Here is a 26,854-nt window from a genome sequence, read left to right on the forward strand (position 1 = left end):
GCCATCGGAGGCCAACCACCCATCACCCGACTGACCAACCTCCCCGAACACCACACTTAGTCCGAACTGAGCCGACATTTCGGGCGTGAAGGGTCCTCGGTTTGGACTAAAACTGGGATTTGCCCTGTTCTGCGTCCCGGTGCGATCCCGGCCACTGTGGACTTCGATGTGGCGTTCGCGGTGTTAACGTTCGCGCGGCTAACGAGTGTTCGCGGTGTGGAGGTGGCGCGATGAGCACCCGGATCGCGCTGTACATCGGCGGCCTGCTCGGACCCTTCGGCGGTGGGATCGTCGCCGCGATGCTGCCCGAGCTCAGCGCGGACTTCGCTGTCCCGCCGAGCCTGGCCGCCACCACGACCACCACCTACCTGCTGCCCTTCGCGCTGGTGATGCTCGTGTCCGGGAGCCTCGGCGAGCGCTGGGGGAGCAGCCGCACCATCCGGGCCGCCTACGTCGTCTACGCCGTCGTGGCCGTGCTCGGCGCCATCGCGCCCTGGTTCTGGCTCTTCCAGCTCACCCGCGCGCTGCAAGGCGTGGCCAACGCCTTCACCACGCCGCTGCTGCTGGCCAAGATCGCCGCGGGCACGCCCCGCGAACGGCTCGGCCGGGCGATGGGTACCTACGGTGCGATGCAGGCGATCGGGCAGACCACCGCTCCTCTGGTCGGCGGGCTGGCGGCCGAGAGCGCGTGGCAGTTCGCCTTCGTCGGCGTCGCCGCCGTCGCCGCGCTGCTGGCGGTCAGCCCGCTGCCACCTGACTCCCAGCCCGCCGACGGGCGCGGTGTACCGCCGCTGCGCGAAGCATGGACGCCGGTGGTGCTGCTGTGCGGCGCGATCGCCGGCGTCGCCTGGATGTGCTCGGCCGGGCTGCCGTTCCTGGTGTCCTTCCGCCTCGACGACGCCTTCGCGCTCGGACCCACCGCGCGGGGCCTGGCACTGACCGCCTACGGGATCGCGGGAGTGCTCGGCGCCCGGCTGACCGGCAGCGCGGTCGATCGCTTCGGGGTGCGCTCGATGCTGTTCACCGGAGTCGCGGCCGCGGCGCTGTCCGTCGCGCTGATCGGCCTGGTCGACTCGCTGCCGGTGGTCGTGCTGGCCTGGGCGGCGGCAGGGCTGAGCAGCCAGCTGATCCTGGTGGCGGTGCACTCGACCGTCCTCGGCGGCACGGGTGGGGGCGGGGCCATCTCGGTCGTCACCGCCTGGCGGTTCCTCGGGATGTCCGCCGCCCCGGCGGTGTTCACCGGTCTCTACTACTGGGATTCGGCGCTGGGATTCGGGTTGGCGGGTCTGCTGCTGGCACTTTTGATTCCCGTTGTTGCCATTTGGTGGCCCCGGCGGTCTCGCGCCGCTGATTGAGTTCGCGCAGCTCGTCGTGGATTTCCGGCACGGAGGCGACCATTTCTCGCCATCTCTTCACCAGATTTGCGTCACCCAATGGTGATCGTTCGTGTGTCACGCTGCCCCCGTCTCGACCACCGGGAGAGGGAGTCATGAAGATCAACCGCTGGAAGCCCTTATCGCTGCTGTGCGGGGCAGTGCTCGTCGCCGCGCCGACCGCTGCCGTCGCGGTGGCCTCGCCCGCGCAGCCCACCGCCGACGACTACTACCAGGACGCCATCGGCAAGACCGGTCCCGAGCTGGAAGCCGCCCTGCACGGCATCATCAGCAACGGCGTCACGACCCTGAACTACGACGACGTCTGGGAAGCCCTCAAGGCCACCGACGAGGACCCGAACAACACCGCGAACGTCGTCCTGCTCTACAGCGGCCGCTCGCAGGGCAAGGACACCAACGGCGGCGACGCCGACCAGTGGAACCGCGAGCACACCTGGGCCAAGTCCCACGGCGACTTCGACACCGTTCCCGGTCCCGGCACCGACGTCCACCACCTGCGGCCCACCGACGTGTCGGTCAACTCCGACCGCGGCAACAAGGACTTCGACATGGGCGGCACCGAGAGTGCCGAAGCCCCGGGCAACTTCACCGACGACGACTCGTGGGAGCCCCGCGACGCCGTCAAGGGCGACGTCGCCCGCATGATCTTCTACATGTCGGTGCGCTACGAGGGCGAGGACGGGTTCGCCGACCTCGAGGTCAACGACCAGGTCGGCAACGGCAGCAACCCCAACATCGGGAAGCTCTCGGTCCTCAAGCAGTGGAACGAGCAGGATCCGCCGGACGCCTTCGAGCAGCACCGCAACGAGGTCATCTTCACCGACATCCAGCACAACAGGAACCCGTTCGTCGACCACCCGGAATGGGTCGAGGAGATCTGGTGACGGGTCGCTGCGCCCGGACCTGAAGCGGTCCTCCTGGTCCGGACGCCCCGGCGTCGTGCGTCAACGCGCACGGCGCCGGGGCGTTTTCGCAGGAGGACCGCTTCAGGTCTCGTGGCGATGCCGGTCGGTCGGCTCGCACGGCGGGAAACCGGCTCCGCCGCACGGGGTTTGTGACCGCTGGTCAGCCCGGAACGACTCCGTCGGCGACCAGGCCCTTGTAGATGGCTTCGCTGACGACCTGGAGCGAGGACATCGGCCGGATCATCACGGTGAAGGTGCTGATCCGGTCCTCGTCGTCGAGGTGGATGAGGTCGATCCCCTCGACCTGCTTGCCGTCCACGACCGTGCGGAAGTGCAGGACGTGGGCTTCGGCGTCCTCGCCGTCCGGGGTCTGGCCGCGGCCGGGGAAGTCGCCGACGTAGCGGAAGTCCTCGAAAGTCCGCTGCAGCACCCGGAACAGGGCGCGCACGGTGTCGATTCCTTCGAACGGCGTGAACTTCACCGGGCTGTAGAAGCGGATGTCGGCGGTGAACTCGTCCACCGCCGCGTCGAAATCGCCCGCCTCGATGGCCCTGCGGAAGCGTTCTGCGGCGTTCATCGTCCTCGTTCCTCGTCGTCGAGTGCTCGGATGGCTTCCTCGCACCACTCCAGAAGTGCCTGCTCGGTCCGGATCCCGCCGCGCAGCACCAGGTGCTGGTGCAAGACCTGCCCCTTCTCCTGCGCTGCGTCGGGGAAGTCGCGCCGCTCGATCTCGCGGTAGAGCGAGAGCCGCTGGACATGCAGGTCGCGCTGCCGGGCGAACTCGTCCCGCACCTGCGAGGGGTCGCCGAACGACGCCCCGCGCAGCTTCACGGTGAGGTCGTTGCGGGTGGCGGCAGGTTCGGCGATCCAGCGCGTGAGCTCCTGCGCGCCGGGATCGCTGACCCGGTACACCTTCTTGTTCGGCCGCTTCTCCTGCGCGACCTCGTCGCAGTCGACCCAGCCGAGTTCGACCATGCGCTTGAGGCTGCGGTAGATCTGCTGGTGGCTGGCGGCCCAGAAGTACCCGATCGACTTGTCGAACCGCCGCGCCAGCTCGTAACCCGAACCCGCGCGCTCCCGCAGCGACACCAGGATCGCGTACTCCAGGGACAACCCGGGTCTCCTCTCAGCTCGCGACGAGGTTCCCGAGCCGCTTGCGGACGAGGTCGCCCGCCTCGGTCACGATGCGGTCGACCAGCTCTCCGACGGTGGGGACGTCGTTGATCAACCCCTGGACCATACCGACGCTCCAGATGCCCAGCTCGGTGTCGCCCTCGTCGTAAACCTTCCGGCCACGGGAGCCCGCGACCAGTTCGCGGATGTCCTCGAACTCGGCGCCGTCGTCGAGCTTGGCCACGACCTCGCGGCTGACCGAGTTGCTGGCCACCCGCGCGGTGTTGCGCAGCGGGCGGAAGATCAGCTCGGTGTCGCGCTCGCCGGCCTCGGTGATGCGCTTCTTGACCTCGTCGTGGATCGGCGACTCCTGGGTGCACATGAACCGGGTGCCCATGTTCACCCCGTCCGCGCCCAGCGCCAGCGCGGCGACCAGGCCGCGGGCGTCGGCGATGCCGCCGGAGGCGATGATCGGGATGGTCAGCTCGTCGGCGGCCCGGGGGATGAGGACCAGCCCAGGGATGTCGTCCTCACCGGGGTGCCCGGCGCACTCGAACCCGTCGATGCTCACGCCGTCCACGCCCAGCTGCTGAGCCTTGAGCGCATGCCGCACGCTGGTGCACTTGTGCAAGACCTTGACCCCGGCGGGTTGGAACGCGGCGACCTGGTCGGCGGGGTTGGATCCGGCGGTCTCGACGATCGTGATGCCCGACTCGATGATCGCCTGCCGGTACTCGGCGTAGGGCGGCGGCGTGATCGAGGGCAGGATCGTGAGATTGACGCCGAAGGGCTTGTCGGTGAGCTCGCGGCAGCGCGCGATCTCCTTGACCAGGTCCTCGGGCGTGGGCTGGGTCAGCGCGGTGATCATGCCGAGCGCGCCCGAGTTGGCAACGGCTGCTACCAGCTCGGCCCTGCCGACCCACTGCATGCCGCCTTGCACGATCGGGTGCTCGACGCCGAACTCCTCGGTGAACTTGGTCCGCAGCACGCTGCTCACTGCCCTTCTGAAGTCTTCTGCCCGCTGGAACCGCAGGGCTCGATCGAACCGCTCCGGTGAGCTCGGACGGTACTATGCACCCTGTTGCAATGCAACGAGTTGCATAGGGCGGAGCGCGGGACGGCAGAAGGCCCCGAGGTCGCGCTGACCTCGGGGCCTACCTGCGGTGATGAGTGCCTGCGGCTAGAAGTTGACGTAGCCGCCGTCGACGGTGAGGGCGTCCGCCGTGTGGTACGCGCTGGCCGGACTGGCCAGGTAGACCGCCAGCGCACCGAAGTCGTCCGGCTCGCCCCAGCGGCCGGCGGGCACCCGCGGCAGCACCTTGCGGTGGAACGCCTCGGAGTCGAGCATCGGATCGGCCAGCGGTGTGCTCACCCACCCCGGCAGCACTGCGTTGGCGCGGATGCCGTGGCGTCCCAGCTCGATCGCGATCGACTTGATCATCGACACCAGCGCGCCCTTGCTCGCCGCGTAGGCCTGGCCGCGCGGCTGGCCCTGGCGGGCCGCCAGGCTGGAGGTGCCCACCAGGCTGCCGCCCTCGCCCTGGGCCACCATCTGCCGAGCCGCCGCGCGCAGGGTCAGGAACGCCCCGTCCAGGTCCACCCGCGTGACCCGGCGGAACTCGCTGAGCTCCGTGTCGACGAATCGACTTCCCACGCCGCCGATCCCGGCGTTGGCGAAGCACGAGTCCAGCCGTCCGAAGTGCCCGACCGTCTCGGCCATCGCCCGCTCGACCTGGTCCTCGTCGCCGACGTCGCAGCGCAGCGACAGGGCTTTCCCGCCGTGGGACTCCAACTGGCGGACCGCGGTCTCGTTGCGCTCGGTGTTGGTGCCCCAGACGCACACCGACGCGCCTGCGGCCGCCAGCGCGTCGGCCATCGCCAGACCGATGCCGGAATTGCCGCCGGTGACCAGCGAGGCGTGCCCGGTGAGGTCGAACGGATGGGTCTTGTCGCTCACGTGCGCTCCTGCTCGTCGCGGTACTCGGCTCGCAGCGTCGTCTTGAGGACCTTGCCGCTGGGGTTGCGCGGGAGCTGCTCGACCAGGCGGACCTGGCGGGGCCGCTTGTAACCGGCCAGGCGCGCGCGGCACCAGGTCTCGACGTCCTCGTCGGTGGGTGGGTCGGCCGGATCGCGCGGGGCGATCACCGCCAGGGGAGTCTCGCCCCAGCGCTCGCTCGGAACGCCGATGAGCGCCACCTCGGCGACCTTGGGGTGCCCGGACAGCGCCTCCTCGACCTCGGCGCAGTAGATGTTCTCGCCACCGGAGATGATCATGTCCTTCTTCCGGTCGACCACGTAGATGTACCCGTCGGCGTCCTGGCGCACGAGGTCGCCGGAGTGGAACCAACCGCCGCGGAAGGCCTCCGCGGTCTCCTCCGGTTTGTTCCAGTACTCGCGCATCACCGTCGGACCCCGGTAGACGATCTCGCCGACCTCGCCCTGGGTGACGTCGTTCATCTCGTCGTCGACGATGCGCACCTCGACGTTGAGCAGCGGCGTCCCCACCGAGCCGATCTTGCGCAGCGCGTCCTCGGCCCGCAGCGCCGTGGTCACCGGACTGCACTCGGTCTGGCCGAACACGGTGCCCAGCTCCGCCTGCGGGAACGTGTCCATGATCTGGCGCAGCAACGTCGTCGACGCCGGGGCGGCGCCCCAGCTGATCCGCCGCAGCGACGAGAGGTCGTGCTCGGCGATGCCCGGGAGCGAGCAGATGGCCTGCCACTGGGCGGGCACGAAGAAGCAGCCCGAGATCCGCTCCCGCTCCAGCATCGCGACCGTCTCCTGCGGGTCGAACTGCCCGGACGAGGACAGCACGATCCGGCCACCGCGCAGCAGCGGACCCATCAACCCGGAAACCCCGGCGATGTGGAACAACGGCACCCCGACCAGGTACACCCGGTCGTCGTCGGAGGTCCCGTTGTGGATCAGCAGAGCGCAGGTGTGCATCAGGAGGTTGTAGTGGCTCAGCACCGCGCCCTTGGGGCGCCCGGTGGTGCCCGAGGTGTACATGATGAACGCGGGGGAGTGCAGGTCCACGTCCACCTCGTCGTGCTCGGGCGAGGCCCCCGCGAGCGCCTGCTCGAACTCGACCGACTCCGCTCCCGCATCCCCACCGCCGATGACCAGTGCGAACCCGGTCTCCGGCGCCTTCTGGCGGGCCTCGGCCACGGTGGCGGCGAGCAGCGAGTCGGTGACCACCGCGCGCGCACCGCTGTCGGTGAGAGCGTAGGCGATCTCGTCGGCCACCAGCCGGAAGTTGACCGGCACGCAGATCGCCCCGAGCCGCGACGCGGCGACGAAGGCCTCGATGGTCTCCAGGTGGTTCGCCGTGGCCACCGCGAACCGGTCGCCCGCGCCCAGGCCCCGGTCGCGCAGCGCGTTGGCGAGGCGCGTGACCCGGTCGTCGAACTCGGCGTAGCTGCGCGACACCCCGCCGTGCCGCAACGCGACCTCGTCGGGGATCTTGCGCGCGTGGCGCGCGAGCTGATCGCTGGTCGTCATTCCCTGGCCGGGCAGTCCGGACATCGTCACCTCGCCGCTGAGGGGTGATGGGTGCACTCATCGTGCGGTGCGGAATGAGGGCGGTCAAGGCGGCGACCGGTCGCCGGAGCTCGCTCCCCGGGGGTAACGAACTTCACCTCGTGCGAAGGGGTTTCGCGGGGCGCGCGTGTTTCGGCCCTGGTCCCGGCGTGCAAAGGTGATCGGAGCCGGTGGTCGAGCCAATCTCGTGGTGGGGTGTCAACGCAGCGTGACCGAGGGGAAGCAACCGTTCGAGCTGAAAACCGTTGCGCTCGCGGCCTTCGGCCCGACGCTGCTGTTCGCGACCGGCGAGGGCGCGATCCTGCCGATGATCCCGCTGGTGGCCGCCGACCAAGGCGCCGGACTCGGGGCGCTCGGACTGATCGCCGCCATGATCATGGTGGGCGAGCTCGTGGGCGACCTGCCCAGCGGAGCGCTGGTGCACCGGCTCGGCGAGCGGACCGCGATGATCCTCGCCTCGCTGGTGTCCATCGCCGGACTGCTCGGCTGCTACTTCTCCACCAACCCGTGGGTGCTGGGCGCCAGTGTCTTCCTCGTCGGCCTGGCCACCGCGGTGTTCGCGCTGGCCAGGCACGCGTTCATCACCACCAGCGTCCCGCTGCGCTACCGCGCCCGAGCGCTCAGCGTGCTCGGCGGCCTGTTCCGCGCGGGCTACTTCATCGGCCCCTTCGTGTCCTCCCTGGTGCTGGCCGTCAGCCCCGACAAGCGCGTGGTCTTCCTGGTGCACATCGGGTTCGCGGTGGCGACGCTGCTGCTCCTGCTGTGCACCGGTGATCTCTCGGGCGCCGACGACGCGGGAGGAGACCGCGAAACCCACGACGGCCTGCTCACCACGATGACGCGCCACCGGGGTGTCCTGCTGCGGATGGGCACCTGCGCCGCGCTGCTCGGCGGACTGCGCGCCTCCCGCAACGTCGTGCTGCCGGTCGTCGCGGTCGCGGCGGGACTGCCGCCGTCGGCCACGGCGCTGATCATCGGCATCGCCGGAGGCGTCGACTTCGCGCTGGCCTACTCCTCCGGGCAGATCATGGACCGCTGGGGGAGGTTGTGGGCGGCCGCGCCGTCGATGACCGGGCTGGCCATCGGCCACGTGCTGCTGTTCGTCGTCTCCGACGTGCCCACCTTCGCGGCGATCGCGATCCTGCTGGCGCTGGCCAACGGCACCAGCAGCGGCATCATCATGACCCTCGGCGCCGACCTCGCGCCGCAGCCCGGACCCGCCCAGTTCCTCGGAGCCTGGCGCTTCACCGGCGACTTCGGCCAGGCCGCCGGACCGCTGATCATCTCCGGGCTCACCGCCCTCGTCGGCGTCGGCATCGCGGGCGTCGGCATGGGAGTCCTCGGGTTCCTCGGAGCGGGCCTGCTGCTGCGCTACGCACCGCGGTACGTGCCGAAGCGGCCGGCCCTGGGCCTGACGGCTGATCGTTAGCTGGAACACACAACCCACGTGGTGGAGTGATCGCCGGGCACCCCGGATGATCAGATTGGTCGAACACCTCGCCGAGAAGGGGGAGTCGGGTGTCGGCTAGCAAGAAACCGGTTTGGATGTCGGTCGTGGCGGCGGTTCTGCTCGGAGCGATGTGGCTCGTTTTCGAATCCGGCCTGCTGGACTCGAAGGTCAGCGCGGCCACCGGGCCCGCGAGCGAGCAGCTCGCCGAGCTCGACGTCGCCGCGGCGGGCTCGATGACGGGGTACTCGCGGGAGAAGTTCAAGCACTGGATCCCGCAACCGGACGCGGGCAAGAATTGCAACACGCGCGAGGCGGTCCTGGCCCGCGACGGTGAGGGCATCAAGTCCAACACCGCCTGCGAGGTCACCTCCGGGTCGTGGACCAGCCTCTACACCGGCGACAAGGTCAGCGGCGCCAAGGGAATCGACATCGACCACATGGTTCCGCTGGCCAACGCCTGGCGCAGCGGCGCGAACAAGTGGGACGACGCCAAGCGCCAGCAGTTCGCCAACGACATGAGCATCCCGCAGCTGGTCGCGGTCGATTCGAGCTCCAACCGCAGCAAGGGCGACCAGGACCCGTCGACCTGGAAGCCGACCGCGCACGGCCAGTGGTGCGTCTACGCCACGGACTGGATCACGGTGAAGAAGACCTACGACCTCACCGTCACCGACGCGGAGAAGAAGTCCCTCACCGAAATGCTCGCCACCTGCAAGTAACGGCGTCCGGGAGGACCCCGGCGGTGTCCTCCGGTGGTGGGCCGCAGGCAGTTTTGGTCCGAACCCTCCATGATCATTGTCCGGTTTGCCCGGTCAATTCGGACCAAAACTGCCCGGCTCCCCGGGGGGATGTCTGGAGATCGACTCGCCGGGTGCGGCTGCGGTACGCAACCGTGACACGGCTCCTATGCTTGTCCGCATGGCGAAGTACTTCGACGTGCACCCGGACAACCCGCAGCCCCGCTCGATCGGCCAAGTGGTGGACATCCTCCGGGACAACGGATTGATCGCCTATCCGACGGACTCCTGCTTCGCCCTCGGCGCCCAGCTCGGGAACAAGGAGGGCATGGACCGGATCCGCTCCATCCGCAACCTCGACGACCGGCACCACTTCACGCTGGTGTGCCAGAACTTCGCGCAGCTCGGCCAGTTCGTGATCATCAACAACGCGGTCTTCCGCGCGATCAAGGCCTCCACGCCGGGCAGCTACACCTTCATCCTGCCCGCCACCAAGGAAGTCCCGCGCCGGCTGCTGCACCCGAAGAAGAAGACCGTCGGCGTGCGCATCCCGAACCACGTCGCCGCGCAGGCGCTCCTGGCGGAGCTGGGGGAGCCGATGCTCTCGACGACCTTGCTGCTGCCGGGTGAGCAGGAGCCGCTGACGCAGGGCTGGCAGATCAAGGACGAGCTCGACCACGTGCTCGACGCCGTCATCGACTCCGGTGACTGCGGCGTCGAACCGACCACGGTCGTCGACTTCTCGAACGATGAGCCCGAGGTGGTGCGGGTCGGCGCGGGTGACCCGTCGCGGTTCGAGTGATCAGACGCGCCGGGTCACCGGAAGCCTGATTCCCCTCGCTTCCAGGCGCGGCAGCACTTCCGAGGCGAAGTGTTCGAGCTCGTCGATGTAGTCCAGGAACGCCAGGGCCATTCCCGACAGGCCCGCCTCGGCGTAGCGGGCGATCTCGTCGGCGACCTCCTGCGGCGTGCCGATCAGCGGGCACGTCCCGTGCCCGGCGGCGAATCGGGTGCGCAGGGTGTCCATGATGTCGTTGGCGAAGGACTGCGCGTGGAGCCCCTGCAGCCGCATCAGCTCGTCGACGGCGTCCCAGTCGGCGTTGTCCTCCGCGTAGTGCCGCAGGAACTCCTCGGCTTCGGCCCGGGTCTTGCGGCACACCACGAACGCCGGGGCCATGACGCCGACGTCGCGACCGTGCCGGGCGCGCGCGTCTTGCTGCAGCTCGACGACGACGCCGGCGGCGTGGTCGGGGTCGTTGATCGCGGTGAACACGAAGTCGGCGTTGCGCGCGGCGAACGCGCGCCCCTGCGGGCTGGAGCCCGCGTTGATCATCGGCAGCGTCCCGTTGACCGGTTTGGGAGCGGCCGCGACGCCTTCGAGGTCGAAGAACCTGCCGGGGAGGTCGAACGTGCCCTCGCGGGTCCACAGCGCGCGGACGTGGTCCCACCACTCCTGCGCCAGGGCGTAGCGCTCGTCGTGGGACTCGGGCAGTCGCAGGCCCATCGCGCGGTACTCGGGCTCGTTCCATCCCGCCACCACGTTGAGCCCGGCCCGGCCCTCGCCGACGTGATCCAGCGTGGCCAGCTGCTTGGCGCTGACCACGGGGTGGTTGAAGGCGGTGTGCACGGTGGCGAAGACCGTGATCCGCCGGGTCGCGGCGAGCAGCCCGGCGGCCCAGGGCACGGGTTCGAGGACGCTCTCGTGGAACCCGGAGCTCCCGGGATAGCCGATGAAGCGCGCGATGGGCAGGACGAAGTCGATCCCGGCGTCGTCGGCGAGTCTGGCGAGCCCGAGGTTGTCCGCCCAGCTCGCGCCCCACCTGTCGGCGACGTTGGTGATCGCGAGACCGCCGGAGCAGTTCGGGGAGAACAGGCCGAGCTTGAAGTCCTGGCTGGTGAGCAACGTGCTGGACATCCGCCCTCCTCATTCGATTGTGAATCGATTTCACCTCGAATCGGAGGGCCGGACAAGATCTCGTTCTTCACGGAGCCGGGCTGTGAACGCGCGCAGGTCGGTCGGCAGAAAGTGTGGCGCCGGTCACAACACGCCCGAGCGATAGAGGCAGACGTGTCCACGAGGGACCGTGTAGTCTCCGTGTCGGTCGTATTTTTCTGGGGTCGTGTTCGCGCACACTCGCAGGATGGTGATGCGAGCGTGCTGCTTTCTGGTTGTAGCTGGACAAGTCGCCGTTCGGTCAGCGACCCAGGTCGTCACGCAGTGTGACGGGCTGTTGTAGTACCGGCTCCCAGAAGGAGAGAGCAAGCATGGCACAGGGAACCGTGAAGTGGTTCAACTCGGAAAAGGGCTTCGGCTTCATCGCCCCGGACGACGGTGGCCCGGACGTGTTCGTCCACTACTCGGCCATTGACGCCCGCGGCTTCCGCAGCCTCGATGAGGACCAGAAGGTGAGCTACGAGGTCAGCCAGGGCCCGAAGGGTCCGCAGGCGGCCGACGTCCGCGTCATCTGAGCACGGCGTCTCACGTAATACCGGAAAGGCCCGCCTCCTGAGGTAGGCCCTTCCACTTCACAGAGCCGGTCACACGGCCCGCACACAAGAAGCCCCGCACTCCTTCTCGAGTGCGGGGCTTCTTGCGGTTCAGCGGTTCGCGCGGTGGAGCTCGGCGGACACGTGCGGGGTCATCGGTTCGCCGACCATGGCCCGGCTCTCGGCGTAGTCGAGAACGTCGCCGCGCCGCACGTAGGAGCGCTGCGCGGCCCGAACGTCCTTGGCGGTGGCCGTCCCGAGGACCGCGTCGGTCTCCAGCTCCCAGCGCCCGGTCTCCGCGCTGCCGTAGAAGATCTCGAGGAGTCCGGTGGCGTGGGTCAGCAGCAGCTCCAGCCGGCCCTCGGCGCCGGGGCGCCACCAGCCCGTCTCCCAGGCCGCCGGTCGCAGCACGGCCCCGTCGGCGTCGAGCAGCCAGGCGCGGGCCTGGTGGCGGAGGAACGGTCGGCCGTCGTGCGAGATCGTCACCTGCTGGCCGAAGCGGAACGGGCCGTCGATGGTCGGGTAGTCGACCTCGCCCTCGCCCTGCCACACCCCGATCAGGTCGCGCAGCGGCGTGCACGCGTCGTGCAGCGGCGGCCCGTCGCTCAGGTCGGTGGTGTCGGCGGGGATCGGCTGCAGCGCGAATTCCTCGGGGGTGCTCACCCCGGCAGCGTAGAAGCCGCACCGGGGACCCAGCGCACCGGCACACCCGTACCGGCATCTGGGAAATCCACTGTGGACGTTGCGAGCAACCGGTGATCATCCTTGTCGTCGCGTGCGGTGCTGTGCTTGTGTTCTGGTGTGTATCGGATCTATTGCTTCCAGAGGCTGGCGGTGACCGTGGAAGGCGTCGACTTCGCCGACCCCGCGCGTGCCGGTGAACCGGGCGTTCGCGAGCGCGGGGTCCGCCTCGAGCTGCGCGGCCTGTCGGAATCGGCCGAGGCCGGCTCGATCTACTCGTCCAGGGCGGCGTGGCTCAGCCGCGGGATCTGCCGCTTCGACCTGCTGGAATCGGCTCCGCACGCGGCCGATCGGATGCACTGGCACCCGGAGATGTCCGACGGCGAACCGGGTGATCGCGTCTTCGACGCCGCACTGTCTGCCGACCCGATCGGCTGGCTGTCCCGGGTGCTGGGCGACCTCACCCCGCTGCTTCGCCGGGCCGGGCTCGAACCCGAGGAGCACGCCGGTGACGTGGCCGCGATGGCCGCGGCCGCGGGGGAGATCACCGAAGCCGCGGCGAGGATCCTCGCCGCGGCCCGCAGGCCGTGGCCCGAGGCGACCTGGGACGAGCGCGGGCTGGCGCAGATCAACATTTGATCTCGGCGTCATTCCCGGGCTCCGCGCGACCGTCAATTCCGAGCCATTTTCGCAATGCGCGCCCGAGAGAGTGACATAGGACAACCGGCGGAAAGTGATCCGCATCATCACGACGACTACGGGCGGGTGGCGGTTCGGGCCCGCAGTCCGATGCGTCGGATGCGGGCAGCTCACGAAGGCCCTGGTGACGCTCACCAACGAGCTCGGACTACTCCATTCGCGGGTGAGCGGAATGACGGTCCGTGATGGGATATTTCCGAGGGGTGGCGTGGTCGGCCAATTTACGGCCGGTTATCGTTTGTGACACGGCGCTGCTACCCGGCGGGTTGAGCATTCCCCTTGAAAGCGAAAGGTCGGGTCCAGTGGATCGGGCGCCGCTGAGAAGAGGAAAGCTCCCATGGTGCGTGCTGTCGGAACGTTGGCTGTCGTTGGTGCGGGAGTCATCGGGTTCTGGGTCGGGTACTTGTTCGACGCCCGCCGCAACCCGATGACCGGAGACCTGGAGCCGGCGTTGGCAGCCTGATCCTCCTCCGCGGTCTCACCGCGCAGCGGTGCGAGCGGCGGGGTCTCGGACTCCGGTCCGCACCACCGCAGCGGTGCCGATCAACCGGCCGGAGCGCGCGAACGACGTCCCGGTGCCCACCTCGACGAGGTGTCGCCGCCTCGTTGTTGCCCCGCCAGGGACGAACGGTACGAGGTCACCGTTTAAGCTCTGCGAGGAGCAAGTCCTGCGAGGTTAGGTGGCGAGCGCGTGAGTCAGCGTTCGACGCGGTTCACGCGTCGTGACCCGGCGCGGCGACGCGCGCGCGTCGTGGCGGCAGTGCTCGGGTTGCTGTCGGCGCTGCTGGCGGTGGCCGTTCCGCTGCTGCCCGTCAACCACGACACCACGACCCTGCGCTGGCCGACCGCCGAGGGCACCCGCTCGGTGTCCGCGCCGCTGGTCAGCCACGCGCCGCTCTGGCTCAACGCCACGGTGCCCTGCGCGTCGGCCCGCAGCCTCGACGCCCGCATCAACGGAGCCGGCGAGCTGCTGGCCACCAACGCGCCCTCGGGCACCTACGGCGGCACCACCGGACTGACGCTCCAGGTCGACAACGGCCAGGTCAACTTCTTCGCCCGCGGTCACCAGGTCGGCTCGACGGCGCTGCCCGCGGGCGACTGCGCGATCACCATCAGCTCCGATGCGGGCCAGACGAGGGCCGAGGTCGGCGGCGTCCCGATCGGTTCCGTCGGTGGCGACCAGCGCCCGCAGCTCACCGGCATCTACTCGCAGTTGGACGACCAGCGCGACGACGTGCGCGGACTGGACTTCCAGGCCGGGGTCGACACCCGCTTCTCGACCACTCCCACGCTGCTGAAGACCACCGCCATGGTGCTGGCGGTGCTGAGCTTCCTCGGCGCGGTGCTCGCGCTGCGCAAGCTGGAGGTCCGCAACCCCGTGCGCCGCCTGCCGGTCGGGTGGTGGCGCCTGGGCGTGCGCGACTTCGTGGTGTTCGCGGCCCTGGCCGTGTGGTGGCTGATCGGCGCCATGACCGCCGACGACGGCTACATCCTGACCATGCTGCGGGCGGCCCCGGACGCCGGGTACGTCACCAACTACTTCCGCTGGTTCGGCAATCCCGAATCGCCGTTCGGCTGGTTCTACGAGATCTACGCGGTGTGGGTGCAGATCTCCGCCGCCACGCCGTGGGTGCGGTTGCCCGCGCTGTTCCTCGGCGTCGTGAGCTGGTTGCTGCTCAGCCGCGGCGTGCTGCCCCGCCTGGGGCAGCAGGTCCGGCGCAGCGAGTCCGCGGGCTGGGCGGCCGCCGCCGTCTTCCTCGCCTTCTGGCTTCCCTACAACAACGGACTCCGCCCCGAACCGGTCGTGGTGGTGTTCTTCCTGCTGTCGGTGTGCGCGGTCGAGCGCGCGGTGGCCACGGAACGGCTGACCCCGGCGGCCCTCGGTCTGCTGGCCGCTGCGCTGGGACTGGGCGCCAACCCGCACGGCATGGTCGCTGCCCTGCCGTTCCTGGCCGCCTCCAAGCCGTTGCTGCGGCTGCTGTCGCGGCGCATCCGCGAGATCGGTGCGCTGCCGGTGCTCGCCCCGATCGCCGCGGCCGGGCTCGTGATCCTGGTCGGGGTGTTCTTCGACCAGACCCTGCAGTCCGTGCTGGACTCCATCGAGCTCAAGACCGAGTTCGGCCCGAACGACTCCTGGTACGAAGAGCTCGGCCGCTACGAGAAGCTGTTCGACAAGTGGCCCGACGGATCGTTGACCAGGCGCTTCCCGGTGCTGCTGCTGTTGCTGTGCATCGCGGCGAGCGGCGTGGTGTTCCTGCGTCGCGGCAAGATCCGCGGCGCGGCGCTGGGGCCGAGCCGCCGGATGCTGGGCATCGCGGTGCTGAGCTTCGCCGTCCTGGCGGCCACGCCGACCAAGCACACCCACCACTTCGGCGTGTTCGCCGCCATCGGGGCGGTGCTGGCCGCGCTCACCGCGTTGGCCACCAGCGCCGCCGTCCTGCGCTCCCGGCGCAACCGGGCCGGGTTCTTCGCCGGTCTGATGGTCGTGTGCTCGTTGTCGGTGACCGGGACCAACTCCTGGTGGTACGTCTCCGGCTGGGGCGTGCCGTGGTTCGACAAGGCTCCCAGCCTCGACGGGCGCAGCGCTAGCACGGCGTTCCTGGCCATCGGGTTCCTCGGGTTGGTCGTGGCCTTCATCGAGCACGTGCGTCACGACGAGCCCCCGGTGCTCACGCCGACCGCGCGCAAGCGGGTGCTGAGCCTGGGTGCGGCGCCGCTGACCATCACCTGCGCGCTGTGCCTGATCGTCGAGGTCGGACTGTTCACCGTGGGCATCGAGAAGCAGCGCGACAGCTACAGCCTCGGCCTCGACAACATCAAGCAGATCGCCGGGCGCAGTTGCGGGTTGTCGGACTACATCGACGTCGAAGCCGACCCGCGCAAGGGCGTCCTCGCCCCATCGGCCACCCAGCCGCGCGTGTCCAGCGATCCCGCCCAGCCGCCCGACTACCTGCGCGACGAGCAGCAGGGGTTCCACCGCTTCGGCTATCCCGACAGCGCCGAGTTCGCGCCGCCGTTCGGTTACGGCGGCGACGACGCACCGGTCTGGGGGAGCTTCGACGCGGACGCGGCGAGCACCGGGGAGATCCGCACCCCCTGGTACGACGTGCCCCCGCAGGCCGCCGACGGCACCACGCCGGTGGTGATGGCGTTCGCGGGCTCGTCCACCGGCGCGAACGCGGTGCGGGTGGAATGGGGTCGCGACCTGCCCGGCGGGTTCCAGATCAGCGGCCACCGCGACCTGAAGCTCGACAGCGGTTCCTGGCAGCACGCGCGGTTCGACGTGCGCGGAGCCGAGAAGGTCCGGGTCGTCGCGGCGGACCAGCGCACCGACGAGGGCGGCTGGCTGGCCTTCAGCGCACCTCGCGCACCGGTGCTGACCACGATGACGAACCTGATCGGCAGCCAGCCCACGTTCGTCGAGTGGCCGGCCGCGCTGGTGCACCCGTGCCTGCAGCCGGCGAAGATCCAGAACGGTGTCTTCGAGATGCCGCGCTTCCGGATCGCCGGCGGCGGGATCATGCGCGACATGGGCCAGACCTGGTCGGCACCGGCCGGCGGCGGCCCGTTCGGCTGGCTCAACGTGGGCGCCAGCGTCCGGAAGATGCCCGCTTACCTGCACGGTTCGCCGAACCGGGACTGGGGCGCGATCTACGTCGTCGACCCGTACAACCCCGACGCCGTCGGAGCTGAGGCCGCGGTGCAGGTGCGGCGCGAGACCCACTGGGGCGACTGGAGCCCGGGTCCGCTCACCGACGCCGTGAAGCTGCCGGGCCGGGTGCCCACGTCCGACGGGCGCACCGACCTGCGGACGGTGGAACCGGCGATCGTCGGCAACGAGAGCTGACGGCCCTGCGCACGGTGTGAGAGTGGCCATTCGGGCACCGCGCCCGCGCGGGTGATCGATTAGGATCGCTAACGTGTCGGCGCCAGCGCGATGGGGCTGCGGTGAGCGCCGAAAGCCGCGTTGAAGGACCGCAAAGGCTTCGCGCGCGATTCCACAGTGGACCGCGCGCCCGGGGTGGAGGCGTCGTGTCGGGTGTGATCCAGGGCTTCGGCGTCATCGGCGCCATCGTTCTGGTCGGCTACGTGCTGGGGCGTACCGAGGTGCTCGGCGAGAGCGGGCGCGAGGTCCTGACGAAGATCTCCTTCTACGTCGGCACCCCGGCGCTGCTGCTGCAGATGCTCTCGGAATCCGACGTGCGCGTGCTGTTCTCCACTCCGCTGCTGGTCACCGCGCTGAGCACGGTCGCGGCGGCCGGACTGTTCGTGCTGATCGCGCTGTGGCGGCGGTGGAACGTCCGGCGCACCACCATCGGAGCGCTGTGCTCCAGCTACGTCAACGCGGGTAACCTCGGCATCCCGGTCGCGGTCTACGTCCTCGGCGACGCGAGCCTCGTCGCGCCGGTGATGCTGTTCCAGCTGCTGGTGATGACGCCGATCGGGCTCACCGTCATCGACTTCACGCAGGCCGGCGAGACGTCCTCGGTGTGGCTCCGGGTGCTGGCGCCGTTCAGGAACCCGATCGTGATCTGCTCCCTGCTCGGCGTCTCGCTGTCGCTGCTGGGATGGCGAATCCCCGGGCCGGTCGCCGAGCCGCTGACGTTGCTGGGGCACCTGTCGGTGCCCACCGTGCTGCTCGCCTTCGGCGTCTCGCTGCGCGGTTCGCAGCTCCCGGCGGGCGGTGCGGAGCGCTGGCCGGTGCTGGTCTCGGTGGCGCTGAAGTCGTTCGTGCACCCGGTGATCGCCTGGTCGATCGGTGCGGGCCTGTTCGGCCTGGAAGGGGCACCGCTGTTCGCGGCGGTGGTGATCTCGGCTCTTCCCGCCGCCCAGAACCTCTTCGTCTACGCCTCGAAGTACAACGTCGGCGTCCGCCTGGCCCGCGAGTCGATCCTGCTCTCCACGATCCTCTCGGTCCCGGTCCTCGTCACGGTCACCGCCCTGCTGGGCTGACCGCCTCCGGGTGGGGAACGTCCCCGGCAGGTCCCAGTTTTAGGGGTCGTTGCAGAATCACCTTGCTTGGCGGTGCGGGTGGCGGAACCTCACACGCCGCCTGGCCTCCGGGCGCCACTCCTGATGTATGCCAATACACGGCGTCGCGGCGTCCTCACCCAGACGACGTGTGAGAACCCGCGGCGGTGCCAGCTGAGTCCCACACCTGAAACAGCGGCTCCGCCGCATTCTGAAACGACTCCTTAGTCCGAACCGAGCCATGATCATGTCCGAAATGTCGGCTCAGTTTGGACTAAAACTGGGAGCGGGCGAGGTCACGGCTCCGGGGTGAGCGGAGGAGGTGTGTGGGCCTTGACGTGGGGGATGGGGGCTTCGGCGGGTTCGACGTCGACGTGGGTGCGTTGGCCGGCGCAGCCTTGGGACAGGCGCGAGGCGGGGACGTCTGCGGTGAGGACGTTGGGATTGCCGTGGGCGCACAGCTCCTGTCCCGGGTGCTGCGGGTCGGGCTGCGGATCGAACCACGCGCCGGTCGAGAGCACCGCGACACCCGGCCGGACGCGATCGCTGAGCACGACCCCAGCGAGGCAGGCGCCGCGATCGTTGAACACCCGCACCACCGAGCCCTGTGCGATCCCGCGCGCCGCGGCGTCCTGCGGGTGCAGCGTGATCGGCTCCCGACCCTCGACCTTGGAATCCCGGCTCACCGCGCCCACGTCGCCCTGCCCGTGCAACCGCGTCCGTGGCTGGTTGGCGATCAGGTGCAGCGGCGCGTCGCGTTCGCCCGCCAGCCACGCGGGATGACCGGGGCAGTCGCCGTAGCCGAACGAGGCGACCTTCTCCGAGTGCAGCTCGATGCGCCCGCTCGGCGTGTGCAGCCGTTCGCGTTCGGGGTCGCGCCGGAAGCGCACCAGCGGCGGGTCCTCGGGGATCTGCGGGAGCCGGACCTCCCCGGCCTTCCAGAACTGGTCGAACTCCGGCAGGTCGTGTCCCAGGCGCGTGAGCTGGTCGCGCCACCGGGTGTAGAGGTGTTCCACCCAGCCGCGAGCGCTGCGCCCCTCGGTGAAGCGCCGGCGCACGCCGAGGCGCTCGGCGAGCCCGGCCAGGATGGTGAAGTCGTCGCGCGCCTCGCCGACCGGGTCGAGCACGCGGTGCATGGCGGTGAGGTGGGTCGTTCGCCGTCCCGCGCCCAGGTCCTCGCGCTCCAGGGTCGTGGTCGCCGGCAGCACGACGTCGGCGTGCCGGGCGGTGGCGGTCCAGTGCGTCTCGTGCACCACCACGGTCTCCGGCCGGGCGAACGCGCGACGCAACCGGTTGAGGTCCTGGTGGTGGTGGAAGGGGTTGCCGCCCGCCCAGTGCACCAGCCGGATGTCGGGGTAGGTCAGCCGGGAGCCGTTGAAGTCGTACTCGGTTCCCGGGTGCAGCAGCATGTCGGCGATCCGCGCCACCGGGATGAACGCGCTGACCGGGTTGGTCCCCTGCGGCAGCGTCGGAATCTGCAGCGCGGGGCCGTCGCCGCCGACATCGGCCATCGACCCGTAGCCGTGCCCGAAACCACCGCCCGGAAGGCCGATCTGACCGAGCATGGCCGCGAGCGCGATCCCGGCCCACACCGGTTGCTCGCCGCCCACCGCGCGCTGCAGCGACCAGGTGACGGTCACCAGCGTCCGCCCCGCCGCCATTCGGCGGGCCAGCGCGCGGATCTCGTCCGCCTCGACACCGCAGATGCGGGCCGCCCACTCGGGCGTCTTCGGCACGCCGTCCGAGTCGCCGCGCAGATAACCGGCGAACACGTCGAACCCGGTGCAGCAGCGGTCCAGGAACTCGGTGTCGTGCAGGTCTTCGGTGAGCAGCACGTGCCCCAGCGCCAGCTGCATGGCCACGTCCGTGCCGGGTTCGATCGAGTACCAGCGCCCGCCGCCGGGAGCGTCGTCGGCCAGCGGGCTGATCGACGCGACCTCCACCCCGGGATCCGCCGTCGCGGCCGCGGTGCTGTGCCGGGCGACACCGCCGGGGTTGACCCAGGTGTTCTTCACCGGCACGCCGCCGAAGGCCACGATCAGGTCCGTGTGCTCGCGCACCGTCGCCCAGCTGTCGGCGTAGCCGAGCACGGCAGCCGAGCTGCCCACCACGTGCGGCAGCAGGATCTCGGAGGTGCCGAAGCTGTAGTTGCTCCGCGAGGCCGTGTAGCCGCCGATGGTGTTGAGGAAGCGGTGCAGCTGGCTCTGCGCGTGGTGGAAGCGCCCCGCGCTGCTCCAGCCGTACGAGCCGCCGTAGATCGCCTCGTTACCCGATTCGTTGCGCACCCGGTCGAGCTGCGCGGCGACCAGGTCCAGCGCGGTGTCCCAGTCGACCTCCACGAACTCCTCGCGGCCGCGCTGCGACGAGGGGCCGGGGCCGCCGGTGAGCCAGCCGCGCCGGATCGCCGGCCGCCGCACGCGCGTGGTGTGTCGCGCGATGCTGGGAACGTTGTCGATCAGCGCCGACGGTGCCGGGTCCTCGGGATGCGGGCGGACCCGGACCCCGCCCTCGCCGTCGGCTGCGGCCTCGTAGGCCCCCCAGTGCGCGGTCGTCGGCACCCACTGCTCGGTCGACATCCGGCCCCTCTCCTGGCCGGGCACGTTCCGACCTGCGACTTCGTGGTTCCGCCCGATGCTACCGGGGCACGGTGAACGTCACCGACGCCTCCGCGGCGACCTGGTCGGAGCGCACCGACATCGCGCCGTCCTCATCGCCGCACACCAGCACCGGATCCCCGGAGAAGACGGGTCGGCGAAGCCAGTAGGACACCTCGCCGATGTCGCCGCCGTGCTCGCGCGCCAGCTCGGTCATCAGCAGGACCAGCAGCGGCCCGTGCACCACCAGCCCCGGGTAGGCCTCCACCTCGCGGCAGTACGGCTCGTCGTAGTGGATGCGGTGGGTGTTGGCCGTCAGCGCGCTGAACCGGAACAAGCGCGTCGGATCGCCCACGAACCGCCGCTGCCACGCGGCGTCGGAAGCGGGGAAGTCGGTGGGAGGCAACCGGTTCGGGTTCTTGCTGCCGCTCTCCCCGCTGCGGTAGGCGAAGTCGACCTCCTCGGTGATGTGCAGCCGCCCGTCCTGGTGGATCTCGCGGTGCTCGGTGACGAAGGCCATCTCACCCGAACGCCCCTGCTTGACCGAGACACCGCCGAGCTCGGTGGTGCGCTCGGCGGGCACTCCCAGCCGCGGCGGTTCGGCGATGGTGATCCGGCCGCCGGCGAACATCCGCCGCCGATCCGGCACCGGCGGCAGGAAGTCACCGTCCAGCGGATGCCCGTCGGGACCGATCTCGGAGTGCGGTGGCCAGGACAGGAAGTGCACCCAGTGCCACAGCGGCGGCAGGACGTCCACCGGCGGCGAGGTCTCCAGCGCGTGGGCCAGCGCGCTGGACTGCTCCGGCGCCAGGGCGTCGTGCTCGACCACCGGACGCGGACGCCATTCCCGCAGATACTCCTCCAGCACGGAGTCCTCCTTCCTCGCTTCGCGATGACGCGGTCGTGCGACCACGGGGCGCGCAGGTCACCACCTCACGCTGCGCCCGCTGCGATCGTGGGTCATGGAGCCTGCCGGGTCCAGCGCGCCGTCCGAACGCGTGCACCTCCTCAGCGGACCGTGCCGAGCTGGCTGCGGTGCAGGTTGTCGTCGGTGAACCGCTGCGAGACCGCGTGCAGGATCTCGGTCATCGCCGTGGTCGCGGGGGTCGGATCGCGGTAAGCCATGCGCGCCAGGAGGATCCGGCGGGTCGGCGCGGGAACGTCGGTGGCGAAGTGGAGCAACCGGACGTCGTTGCGGCGGTTGGTCAGCGCCAGCCGGGGCGCGATGGCGATCCCGAGCCCGGCCGCGACCATCGCCTGCGCCTCCTGGTAGTCCTGGGACTCGTAGGAGATCATGGGCTCGAACCCGGCGAGGCGGCAGCTGCGCCGCAGCACCTCGGCCACCGGGTGGTTGTCGGCCCGGATGATCCACTGGTGGTCGGCGAGGTCGGCCAGCCCGATGGAAGGCTCGTCGAGCAGCTCCGAGTTGGCGGGCACGACCAGCACCGTCGGGTCGTCCAGCAGGTGGTCGATCGCCAGCGCGGGGTCCTGGATGCGGTTCCACTCGTAGTCCCACAGCATCGCCAGCTCGATCTCGCCCGTGTGCAGCAGCTCCAGCAGGTCGGCGAGCAGCGCGGAGTGCACCGTCGCCCGCAGTCCCGGGTGCTTGCGGGAGAACCGGGTGAGAGCGAGCGGCAGCAGGGAAGCGCTTGCCGTGGGGAAGGAACCCAACCGCAGCGTTCCTCTGTCCAATGTGATCAGGGAGTCCAGATCCGCTTGCGCTGCCCGGAGTTCGCGCCGTATCGACCGGCCGCGCTCGGCCAGCGCCGCTCCGGCGTCGGTCAACCGGACACCGCGCGGCTGGCGGTGCAGCAAGGGCTGGCCGACCTCGCTCTCCAATCGGGACATCTGCTGCGAGGCGGCTGAGGGCGTGATCGCGAGCGCCTCGGCGGCGGCTGTCAGCGAGCCCCGTTCGGCCGCCTCCACCAGCAACAACACCCTGCGGACGTCGAGCACGGGCACCTCCGCTGCTCAGCCGGGTTTAGCCGAGGTTAAGTCGGGATTAGACATCGGACATTGTACTCAACCCTTCCCCGGGTCACGGTGAACGCCGAAAGATCCGCTCTGGAAGGAAGTTCCCGGTGCACGTTCCCGCAACGCTGGTCCGCGGTGGAACCAGCAAGTGCTGGCTGTTCGACGAGTCGTCGCTGCCGACGACGATCGATTCGGCTCCGGCCGAGCTGGAGGGACTGCTCGTCAGCGCTTACGGCGCAGCCGATCCGGTGCAGCTCGACGGCGTGGGAGGCGCGACCCCCACCACCTCCAAGGCCGCCGTGGTGCGTCGCGCGGTGACCGGTGACGTCGACGTGGAGTACCTGTTCGGGCAGGTCGGAATCGGTGTCGGCCGCGTCGAGTGGGGCAGCAACTGCGGCAACTGCGCCACCGCGATCGCGCTCTGGGCGGTGGACCGCGGGATCGTGCCGGTGGTCGGGGACGCGACCCGGGTCCGGCTGCGCAACGTCAACACCGGTGCGGTGCTGGAAGCGGTCGTGGACACCGCGGGCGGCAGGGTCCACGAGTTCGGCGACCAGACGGTGCCGGGCACCCGGGCCGGTGGAGTCGCCGTCGGTCTCACCTTTCTGGACCCGGCGGGACGCAGCACCGGCTCGGTGACGCCGACCGGCGCCGTCGTCGACGAGCTGTCCTTCAACGGCCGTCCCGTCGCGGCCAGCCTGATCGATGCGGGCGCACCGGTCGCGCTGCTGGACGCTGCGACGGTCGGGCGCACCGGGGCCGAGACCCTCGCCGACATGCGCGACCTGGTCGCGCCGTTGCGGGCGGTGCGCGGGCAGGCGGCGGGCCTCATGGGGCTCACCGGACCGGGAGCCGATCCCGGTGACGCGATCCCCAAGGTCGGCCTGGTCGGGAAGCCGCGCGGGTACCGCAGCTCCTTGGGCGACGACATCGATCGCGCCGACCACGACGTGTCGGTCCGGATGCTGTCGATGAACTCGCCGCACCCGGCCATCGGACTCACCTCCGCGGTCGGCGTGGCGGTCGCCGCGCTGCTGGAGAAATCGGTCGTGCACGAGGTCGCCACGGCATCCGGCCCGGCGTTGCGGATCGGAACGCCCGCCGGGGTCGTCGAGGTGACCTGCGCCGACCTCGCAGGAGGCGTGCCGCAACGGGTCACGGTGCGGCGCGCCGCACGAATCCTCTGCGAGGCGGACCTCCTGGTGCCCGACCTCGCCACCGCCTAACATTCGCCGAACTCGAAGAGCATGGGACAACGATGTCTGCTGAAATGATCTCCATCTGCGCCTTGGGCGTCATGTTCGTGGTGGCCACGGTGTTGCCCATCAACATCGGCCTCCTCGCCTTCACCGGGGCCTTCCTGGTGGGGACCTCGGCGCTCGGCCTCAGCGAGGACGAGATCTTCGAGGGATTCCCGGTCTCGCTGTTCGTCACCATCGTCGGCGTCACCTACCTGTTCTCGGTCGCCCAGCGCAACGGGACGATCGACGTGGTCGTGCGCACCGGGATCAAGCTGGTCCGGGGCAAGGCGGCGCTGATCCCCTGGGTGCTGTTCGCGGTCGCGGCGGTGCTGACGGCCTTCGGCACCTTCACACCGGCCGCGGTGGCGCTGCTGGCTCCGGTGGGCCTCAACTTCGCGCACCGCTTCGGCCTCAGCCAGCTCATGGCCGGCATGATGGTCATCAGCGGCGCCCACGCCGGAGCGTTCTCCCCGATCGCGGTCTCCGGTGCGCTGGTGCTCGGGATGGTCGAACAGACGCCGCTGAACATCTCGGCGACCGCGCTGTTCGCGGCCAGCTTCGGGTTCAACCTGCTGCTGTCTCTGATCACCTTCTTCGCGTTCGGCGGATTCCGCCGCGGTGGTGGCGCGGCCGCCGCGCCCGAGGGTGAGGACGATGCCGCGACGGGCATCACGTGGCGCCAGGCGGTGACGCTCGTGGCCCTGGCCGGCTTGGTCGTCGGTGCGCTGGTGTTCCACCTGGAGATCGGTTTCCTGGCCCTGCTGGCTGCCACCGCGCTGACGCTGATCGACATCCGCAACCAGGCCAAGGCCGTCGACGGCATCAGCTGGTCCACGATCCTGCTGGTCGCGGGCATGGTCACCTACGTGGAGATCCTGGAGAAGGCGGGCACGATCGAGGCGATCTCGCACGGAGCGGCCGACATGGGCGCGCCGTTGTTCGTCGCGTTGCTGCTGTGCTTCGTGGTGGCGATCGTGTCGGCGTTCGCCTCCTCCACGGCGATCCTCACCGCCATCATCCCGATCGCCGTGCCACTGCTGCTGTCGAGCCACCTGAGCGCGGCCGGACTGGTGGCCGCGCTGGCGATCTCCACGACGATCGTGGACACCTCGCCGTTCTCCACCAACGGCGCCCTGGTGCTCAGCAACGCCAGGGGAGTGGACCGGGGGCGCTTCTACCGGCAGATCATCGGCTACACGGCCGGGATCGTCGGTGCCGGTCCGGCGCTGGCGTGGGGATTCCTGGTGCTCCCCAACGCGTTCTGACCGACCTGCGCTGCGGCGGGTGGTGCGCTCCTCGGAACGCACCACCCGCCTTCACCTCAGGTAGACGCGGTCGGGATCGACTTCGTCGCGCAGGAGGTGGAGTTCGGCTTCCGAGGGCGGGGTGATGGTGGTGAGGTCGTCGGCGACCTGCAGGTCCCAGCCGGTGGCCGCGCGGACCTGTTCGGCGGTGACGCCAGGGTGGACGGCCACCAGGCGCAGCTGTTCGCCGACGCCGTCGCGGGCGAGGATGCCGAGCTCGGTGATGACGCGGGTGACGCCCTTGCCGCGCGGGCGGATCCCGTCGGCGAGCGCGCGATCCGGGCCGGGTGAGGTGCAGAAGTCGAGCTCGGCGGTGAACGAGCGCGGGTCGTGGCGGCGCATCACCACGAAGACCTCGCCGGAGTTGGCCATGACCTCCATCGCGCCGCCCGAACCGGGCAGCCGGACGTCGGGGGAGTGCCAATCGCCGATCACCGAGGAGTTGAGGTTGCCGAAGCGGTCGATCTGCGCGGCGCCCAGGAACCCGACGTCGATCCGGCCGCCCTGCAGCACGTACCCGAACAGCGCGGTCATCGGCAGCACCGCCTCGGAATCGGTGATCAGCACCGCGTCGGCGATCGTTTCCGGCAGCTGCGCGGGATGCGCACCGCAGACCCCGGACTCGTAGACGATCTCCACGTCCGGTGACACGGTCTTCTGCGCCAGCGACACCGCCAGCGTCGGGAGTCCGATCCCGGCGAAAACCGTGTTCGCACCGGCGAGTTCGCGTGACGCGACCGAAGCCAGCAGCTCTGACGACGTGATCGACATGGTCCTCCTCACAGCCTGCGGCCGTAGTTGACCGGCTCGCTCCACGCCTCACCGACGGCGAGGCGGGCCCAGCGCTGCTCGCCGAGCTTGGCGACGTACTCGGCGTGGTCGGAGGTGCCCAGCACCCACTCGTCCAGCCACTCCCGCAACCGGGCCTCGTCGCCGCTGATCCGCGACCACTCGCGGTAGAACTCGCCGTCGCGGTCGTAGTAGCCCTGCACGAACGCCGGATGCGCGCCGCGCGGGCACTCCACGACCGCGTCCACCGCGTGAGCCGGGATCACCGTGCGGTTGGGGTCGGAGCGGATCACCTCGTCGGCCACCACCTCCTCGACCACCACGATCGCCGTGCGCGCCGCGTAGACGGCCTCGGCCTGGATGCCGGTCAGCCCCCAGATCTGGGTGTTGCCCGCCCGGTCCGCGCGCTGCGCCTGCACGATCGTCACGTCCGGGTTCAGCGGGGGCACAACGTAGATCTGCTCCTCACCGCCGTCCGGGCCGGGGAAGGGCGAGGTGACCTTGCGGATGCCGGGGTTGATGCCCGGCACGTCGCTGCCCGCGTAGGAGCGCAGCGGGTAGAACGGCAGCCGCTGAGCCCCGGCCAGGTAGCGGCAGATCATGCCGTAGTGGCTGTGCTCGGAGAACTCCAGCGCTCCCGCCTCGACCCTCCGGCGCAGCTCGCCGAGCGAACCAGCGGTGGAGTTGCCGACGAACGAGGAGATCAGCCCGCTCACGCAGTCACCGGCGATGAGCTGATCGGTGACGACGTCGGCGGTCATCCGCGCGATGGTCAGGTCGCGGCGTCCCTGCCGGATGATCTCGTGCCCGGCCGCGGTCGGGATCAGGTGCGTGAAGCCCTCCAACGACACCGTGGCGCCGTCGACGACGAACTCGGCGATGGCGTCTCGCATCGATCTCGTCTTGTCCGGCTTGCTGACCTGCGGCATCGATCCCCCAGCGGTCTCGCTCCTGCGCCTGCGGCTCAGCCTGCCA

24 protein-coding genes are annotated in these 26,854 nt (G+C 70.1%); 12 read left to right on the plus strand and 12 right to left on the minus strand.

Going from position 1 to position 26,854, the window contains the following annotated elements; all coding sequences use genetic code 11:
* The first annotated feature begins 230 nt into the window (after nucleotides 1-230).
* Nucleotides 231-1,355, plus strand: coding sequence for an MFS transporter (locus tag ACYVF3_RS21555; RefSeq protein WP_461156050.1), 1,125 nt, complete (start codon nucleotides 231-233; stop codon nucleotides 1,353-1,355).
* Between the two features lie 134 nt (nucleotides 1,356-1,489).
* On the plus strand, nucleotides 1,490-2,278 hold the full coding sequence (locus ACYVF3_RS21560; RefSeq protein ID WP_461156051.1) for an endonuclease I family protein: 789 nt from the start codon (nucleotides 1,490-1,492) through the stop codon (nucleotides 2,276-2,278).
* Nucleotides 2,279-2,459: 181 nt separating this feature from the next.
* On the opposite strand, the gene ACYVF3_RS21565 is transcribed toward ACYVF3_RS21560, so the two are convergent.
* The 5 genes from ACYVF3_RS21565 to ACYVF3_RS21585 all read right to left on the minus strand — a co-directional run bounded on the left by ACYVF3_RS21565 (nucleotide 2,460) and on the right by ACYVF3_RS21585 (nucleotide 6,937).
* Nucleotides 2,460-2,876 (minus strand): nuclear transport factor 2 family protein, encoded by a 417-nt coding sequence (locus tag ACYVF3_RS21565; RefSeq protein WP_461156052.1) that lies wholly within the window; start codon nucleotides 2,874-2,876, stop codon nucleotides 2,460-2,462.
* Nucleotides 2,873-3,412: a PadR family transcriptional regulator gene (locus ACYVF3_RS21570; RefSeq protein ID WP_461156053.1), complete on the minus strand. Its 540-nt coding sequence runs from the start codon at nucleotides 3,410-3,412 to the stop codon at nucleotides 2,873-2,875. Before ACYVF3_RS21570 ends, ACYVF3_RS21565 begins: the two co-directional genes overlap by 4 nt.
* A 13-nt stretch (nucleotides 3,413-3,425) precedes the next feature.
* The gene (locus ACYVF3_RS21575; protein WP_461156379.1) at nucleotides 3,426-4,400 is read right to left on the minus strand and encodes an NAD(P)H-dependent flavin oxidoreductase; all 975 of its coding nucleotides are present in this window, start codon (nucleotides 4,398-4,400) and stop codon (nucleotides 3,426-3,428) included.
* Nucleotides 4,401-4,592: 192 nt separating this feature from the next.
* A complete protein-coding gene (locus ACYVF3_RS21580; protein WP_461156054.1) occupies nucleotides 4,593-5,369 on the minus strand; it encodes an SDR family NAD(P)-dependent oxidoreductase in 777 nt (258 codons plus the stop codon).
* Nucleotides 5,366-6,937: a long-chain-fatty-acid--CoA ligase gene (locus tag ACYVF3_RS21585; protein WP_461156055.1), complete on the minus strand. Its 1,572-nt coding sequence runs from the start codon at nucleotides 6,935-6,937 to the stop codon at nucleotides 5,366-5,368. The genes ACYVF3_RS21580 and ACYVF3_RS21585 overlap by 4 nt, the downstream gene beginning before the upstream one ends.
* Nucleotides 6,938-7,160: 223 nt before the next feature.
* Between ACYVF3_RS21585 and ACYVF3_RS21590 the strand changes: the two genes are divergently transcribed.
* The 3 genes from ACYVF3_RS21590 (at nucleotide 7,161) to ACYVF3_RS21600 (ending at nucleotide 9,941) form a co-directional block, all read left to right on the plus strand.
* Complete coding sequence (locus ACYVF3_RS21590) at nucleotides 7,161-8,381, plus strand: MFS transporter (protein ID WP_461156056.1); 1,221 nt, start codon at nucleotides 7,161-7,163, stop codon at nucleotides 8,379-8,381.
* Between the two features lie 116 nt (nucleotides 8,382-8,497).
* Nucleotides 8,498-9,121, plus strand: a complete 624-nt coding sequence (locus tag ACYVF3_RS21595) for an HNH endonuclease family protein (protein ID WP_461156057.1) — start codon at nucleotides 8,498-8,500, stop codon at nucleotides 9,119-9,121.
* 199 nt (nucleotides 9,122-9,320) lie between these two features.
* Complete coding sequence (locus ACYVF3_RS21600) at nucleotides 9,321-9,941, plus strand: L-threonylcarbamoyladenylate synthase (protein ID WP_461156058.1); 621 nt, start codon at nucleotides 9,321-9,323, stop codon at nucleotides 9,939-9,941.
* Here the strand turns inward: ACYVF3_RS21600 and ACYVF3_RS21605 are convergent, their stop codons facing one another.
* Entirely contained in the window at nucleotides 9,942-11,054 is a 1,113-nt protein-coding gene (locus tag ACYVF3_RS21605; RefSeq protein ID WP_461156059.1) for an LLM class flavin-dependent oxidoreductase, read from the minus strand.
* Nucleotides 11,055-11,404: 350 nt separating this feature from the next.
* Here ACYVF3_RS21605 and ACYVF3_RS21610 point away from each other — a divergent pair, with 350 nt between their 5' ends.
* The gene (locus tag ACYVF3_RS21610) at nucleotides 11,405-11,608 is read left to right on the plus strand and encodes a cold-shock protein (RefSeq protein WP_125088080.1); all 204 of its coding nucleotides are present in this window, start codon (nucleotides 11,405-11,407) and stop codon (nucleotides 11,606-11,608) included.
* A 129-nt stretch (nucleotides 11,609-11,737) separates the two neighbouring features.
* Here the strand turns inward: ACYVF3_RS21610 and ACYVF3_RS21615 are convergent, their stop codons facing one another.
* The gene (locus ACYVF3_RS21615; RefSeq protein ID WP_461156060.1) at nucleotides 11,738-12,289 is read right to left on the minus strand and encodes a heme-binding beta-barrel domain-containing protein; all 552 of its coding nucleotides are present in this window, start codon (nucleotides 12,287-12,289) and stop codon (nucleotides 11,738-11,740) included.
* 138 nt (nucleotides 12,290-12,427) lie between these two features.
* Here ACYVF3_RS21615 and ACYVF3_RS21620 point away from each other — a divergent pair, with 138 nt between their 5' ends.
* From ACYVF3_RS21620 to ACYVF3_RS21635, 4 genes are all read left to right on the plus strand, one after another.
* On the plus strand, nucleotides 12,428-12,946 hold the full coding sequence (locus tag ACYVF3_RS21620; protein ID WP_461156061.1) for a hypothetical protein: 519 nt from the start codon (nucleotides 12,428-12,430) through the stop codon (nucleotides 12,944-12,946).
* Between the two features lie 397 nt (nucleotides 12,947-13,343).
* On the plus strand, nucleotides 13,344-13,469 hold the full coding sequence (locus tag ACYVF3_RS21625) for a hypothetical protein (RefSeq protein ID WP_281290238.1): 126 nt from the start codon (nucleotides 13,344-13,346) through the stop codon (nucleotides 13,467-13,469).
* A 228-nt stretch (nucleotides 13,470-13,697) separates the two neighbouring features.
* Complete coding sequence (locus ACYVF3_RS21630) at nucleotides 13,698-16,853, plus strand: arabinosyltransferase domain-containing protein (RefSeq protein ID WP_461156062.1); 3,156 nt, start codon at nucleotides 13,698-13,700, stop codon at nucleotides 16,851-16,853.
* A 185-nt stretch (nucleotides 16,854-17,038) separates the two neighbouring features.
* Entirely contained in the window at nucleotides 17,039-17,959 is a 921-nt protein-coding gene (locus tag ACYVF3_RS21635) for an AEC family transporter (protein WP_461156063.1), read from the plus strand.
* A 314-nt stretch (nucleotides 17,960-18,273) separates the two neighbouring features.
* On the opposite strand, the gene ACYVF3_RS21640 is transcribed toward ACYVF3_RS21635, so the two are convergent.
* The 3 genes from ACYVF3_RS21640 to ACYVF3_RS21650 form a co-directional block, all read right to left on the minus strand.
* A complete protein-coding gene (locus ACYVF3_RS21640) occupies nucleotides 18,274-20,553 on the minus strand; it encodes a molybdopterin-dependent oxidoreductase (protein WP_461156064.1) in 2,280 nt (759 codons plus the stop codon).
* Between the two features lie 58 nt (nucleotides 20,554-20,611).
* Nucleotides 20,612-21,439: an HTD2 family dehydratase gene (locus ACYVF3_RS21645; RefSeq protein WP_461156065.1), complete on the minus strand. Its 828-nt coding sequence runs from the start codon at nucleotides 21,437-21,439 to the stop codon at nucleotides 20,612-20,614.
* A 140-nt stretch (nucleotides 21,440-21,579) separates the two neighbouring features.
* Nucleotides 21,580-22,533: a LysR family transcriptional regulator gene (locus ACYVF3_RS21650; RefSeq protein WP_461156066.1), complete on the minus strand. Its 954-nt coding sequence runs from the start codon at nucleotides 22,531-22,533 to the stop codon at nucleotides 21,580-21,582.
* Between the two features lie 119 nt (nucleotides 22,534-22,652).
* Here ACYVF3_RS21650 and ACYVF3_RS21655 point away from each other — a divergent pair, with 119 nt between their 5' ends.
* Nucleotides 22,653-23,771, plus strand: coding sequence for a PrpF domain-containing protein (locus tag ACYVF3_RS21655; RefSeq protein WP_461156067.1), 1,119 nt, complete (start codon nucleotides 22,653-22,655; stop codon nucleotides 23,769-23,771).
* Nucleotides 23,772-23,803: 32 nt separating this feature from the next.
* Nucleotides 23,804-25,051, plus strand: coding sequence for an SLC13 family permease (locus tag ACYVF3_RS21660; protein ID WP_461156068.1), 1,248 nt, complete (start codon nucleotides 23,804-23,806; stop codon nucleotides 25,049-25,051).
* A 51-nt stretch (nucleotides 25,052-25,102) separates the two neighbouring features.
* Here ACYVF3_RS21660 and ACYVF3_RS21665 read toward each other — a convergent pair whose 3' ends face one another.
* The gene (locus tag ACYVF3_RS21665; protein WP_461156069.1) at nucleotides 25,103-25,861 is read right to left on the minus strand and encodes a CoA-transferase subunit beta; all 759 of its coding nucleotides are present in this window, start codon (nucleotides 25,859-25,861) and stop codon (nucleotides 25,103-25,105) included.
* Nucleotides 25,862-25,869: 8 nt separating this feature from the next.
* On the minus strand, nucleotides 25,870-26,808 hold the full coding sequence (locus tag ACYVF3_RS21670) for a CoA transferase subunit A (protein WP_461156070.1): 939 nt from the start codon (nucleotides 26,806-26,808) through the stop codon (nucleotides 25,870-25,872).
* Nucleotides 26,809-26,854 lie beyond the last annotated feature (46 nt).

The organism is Saccharopolyspora tripterygii, assembly GCF_054778355.1.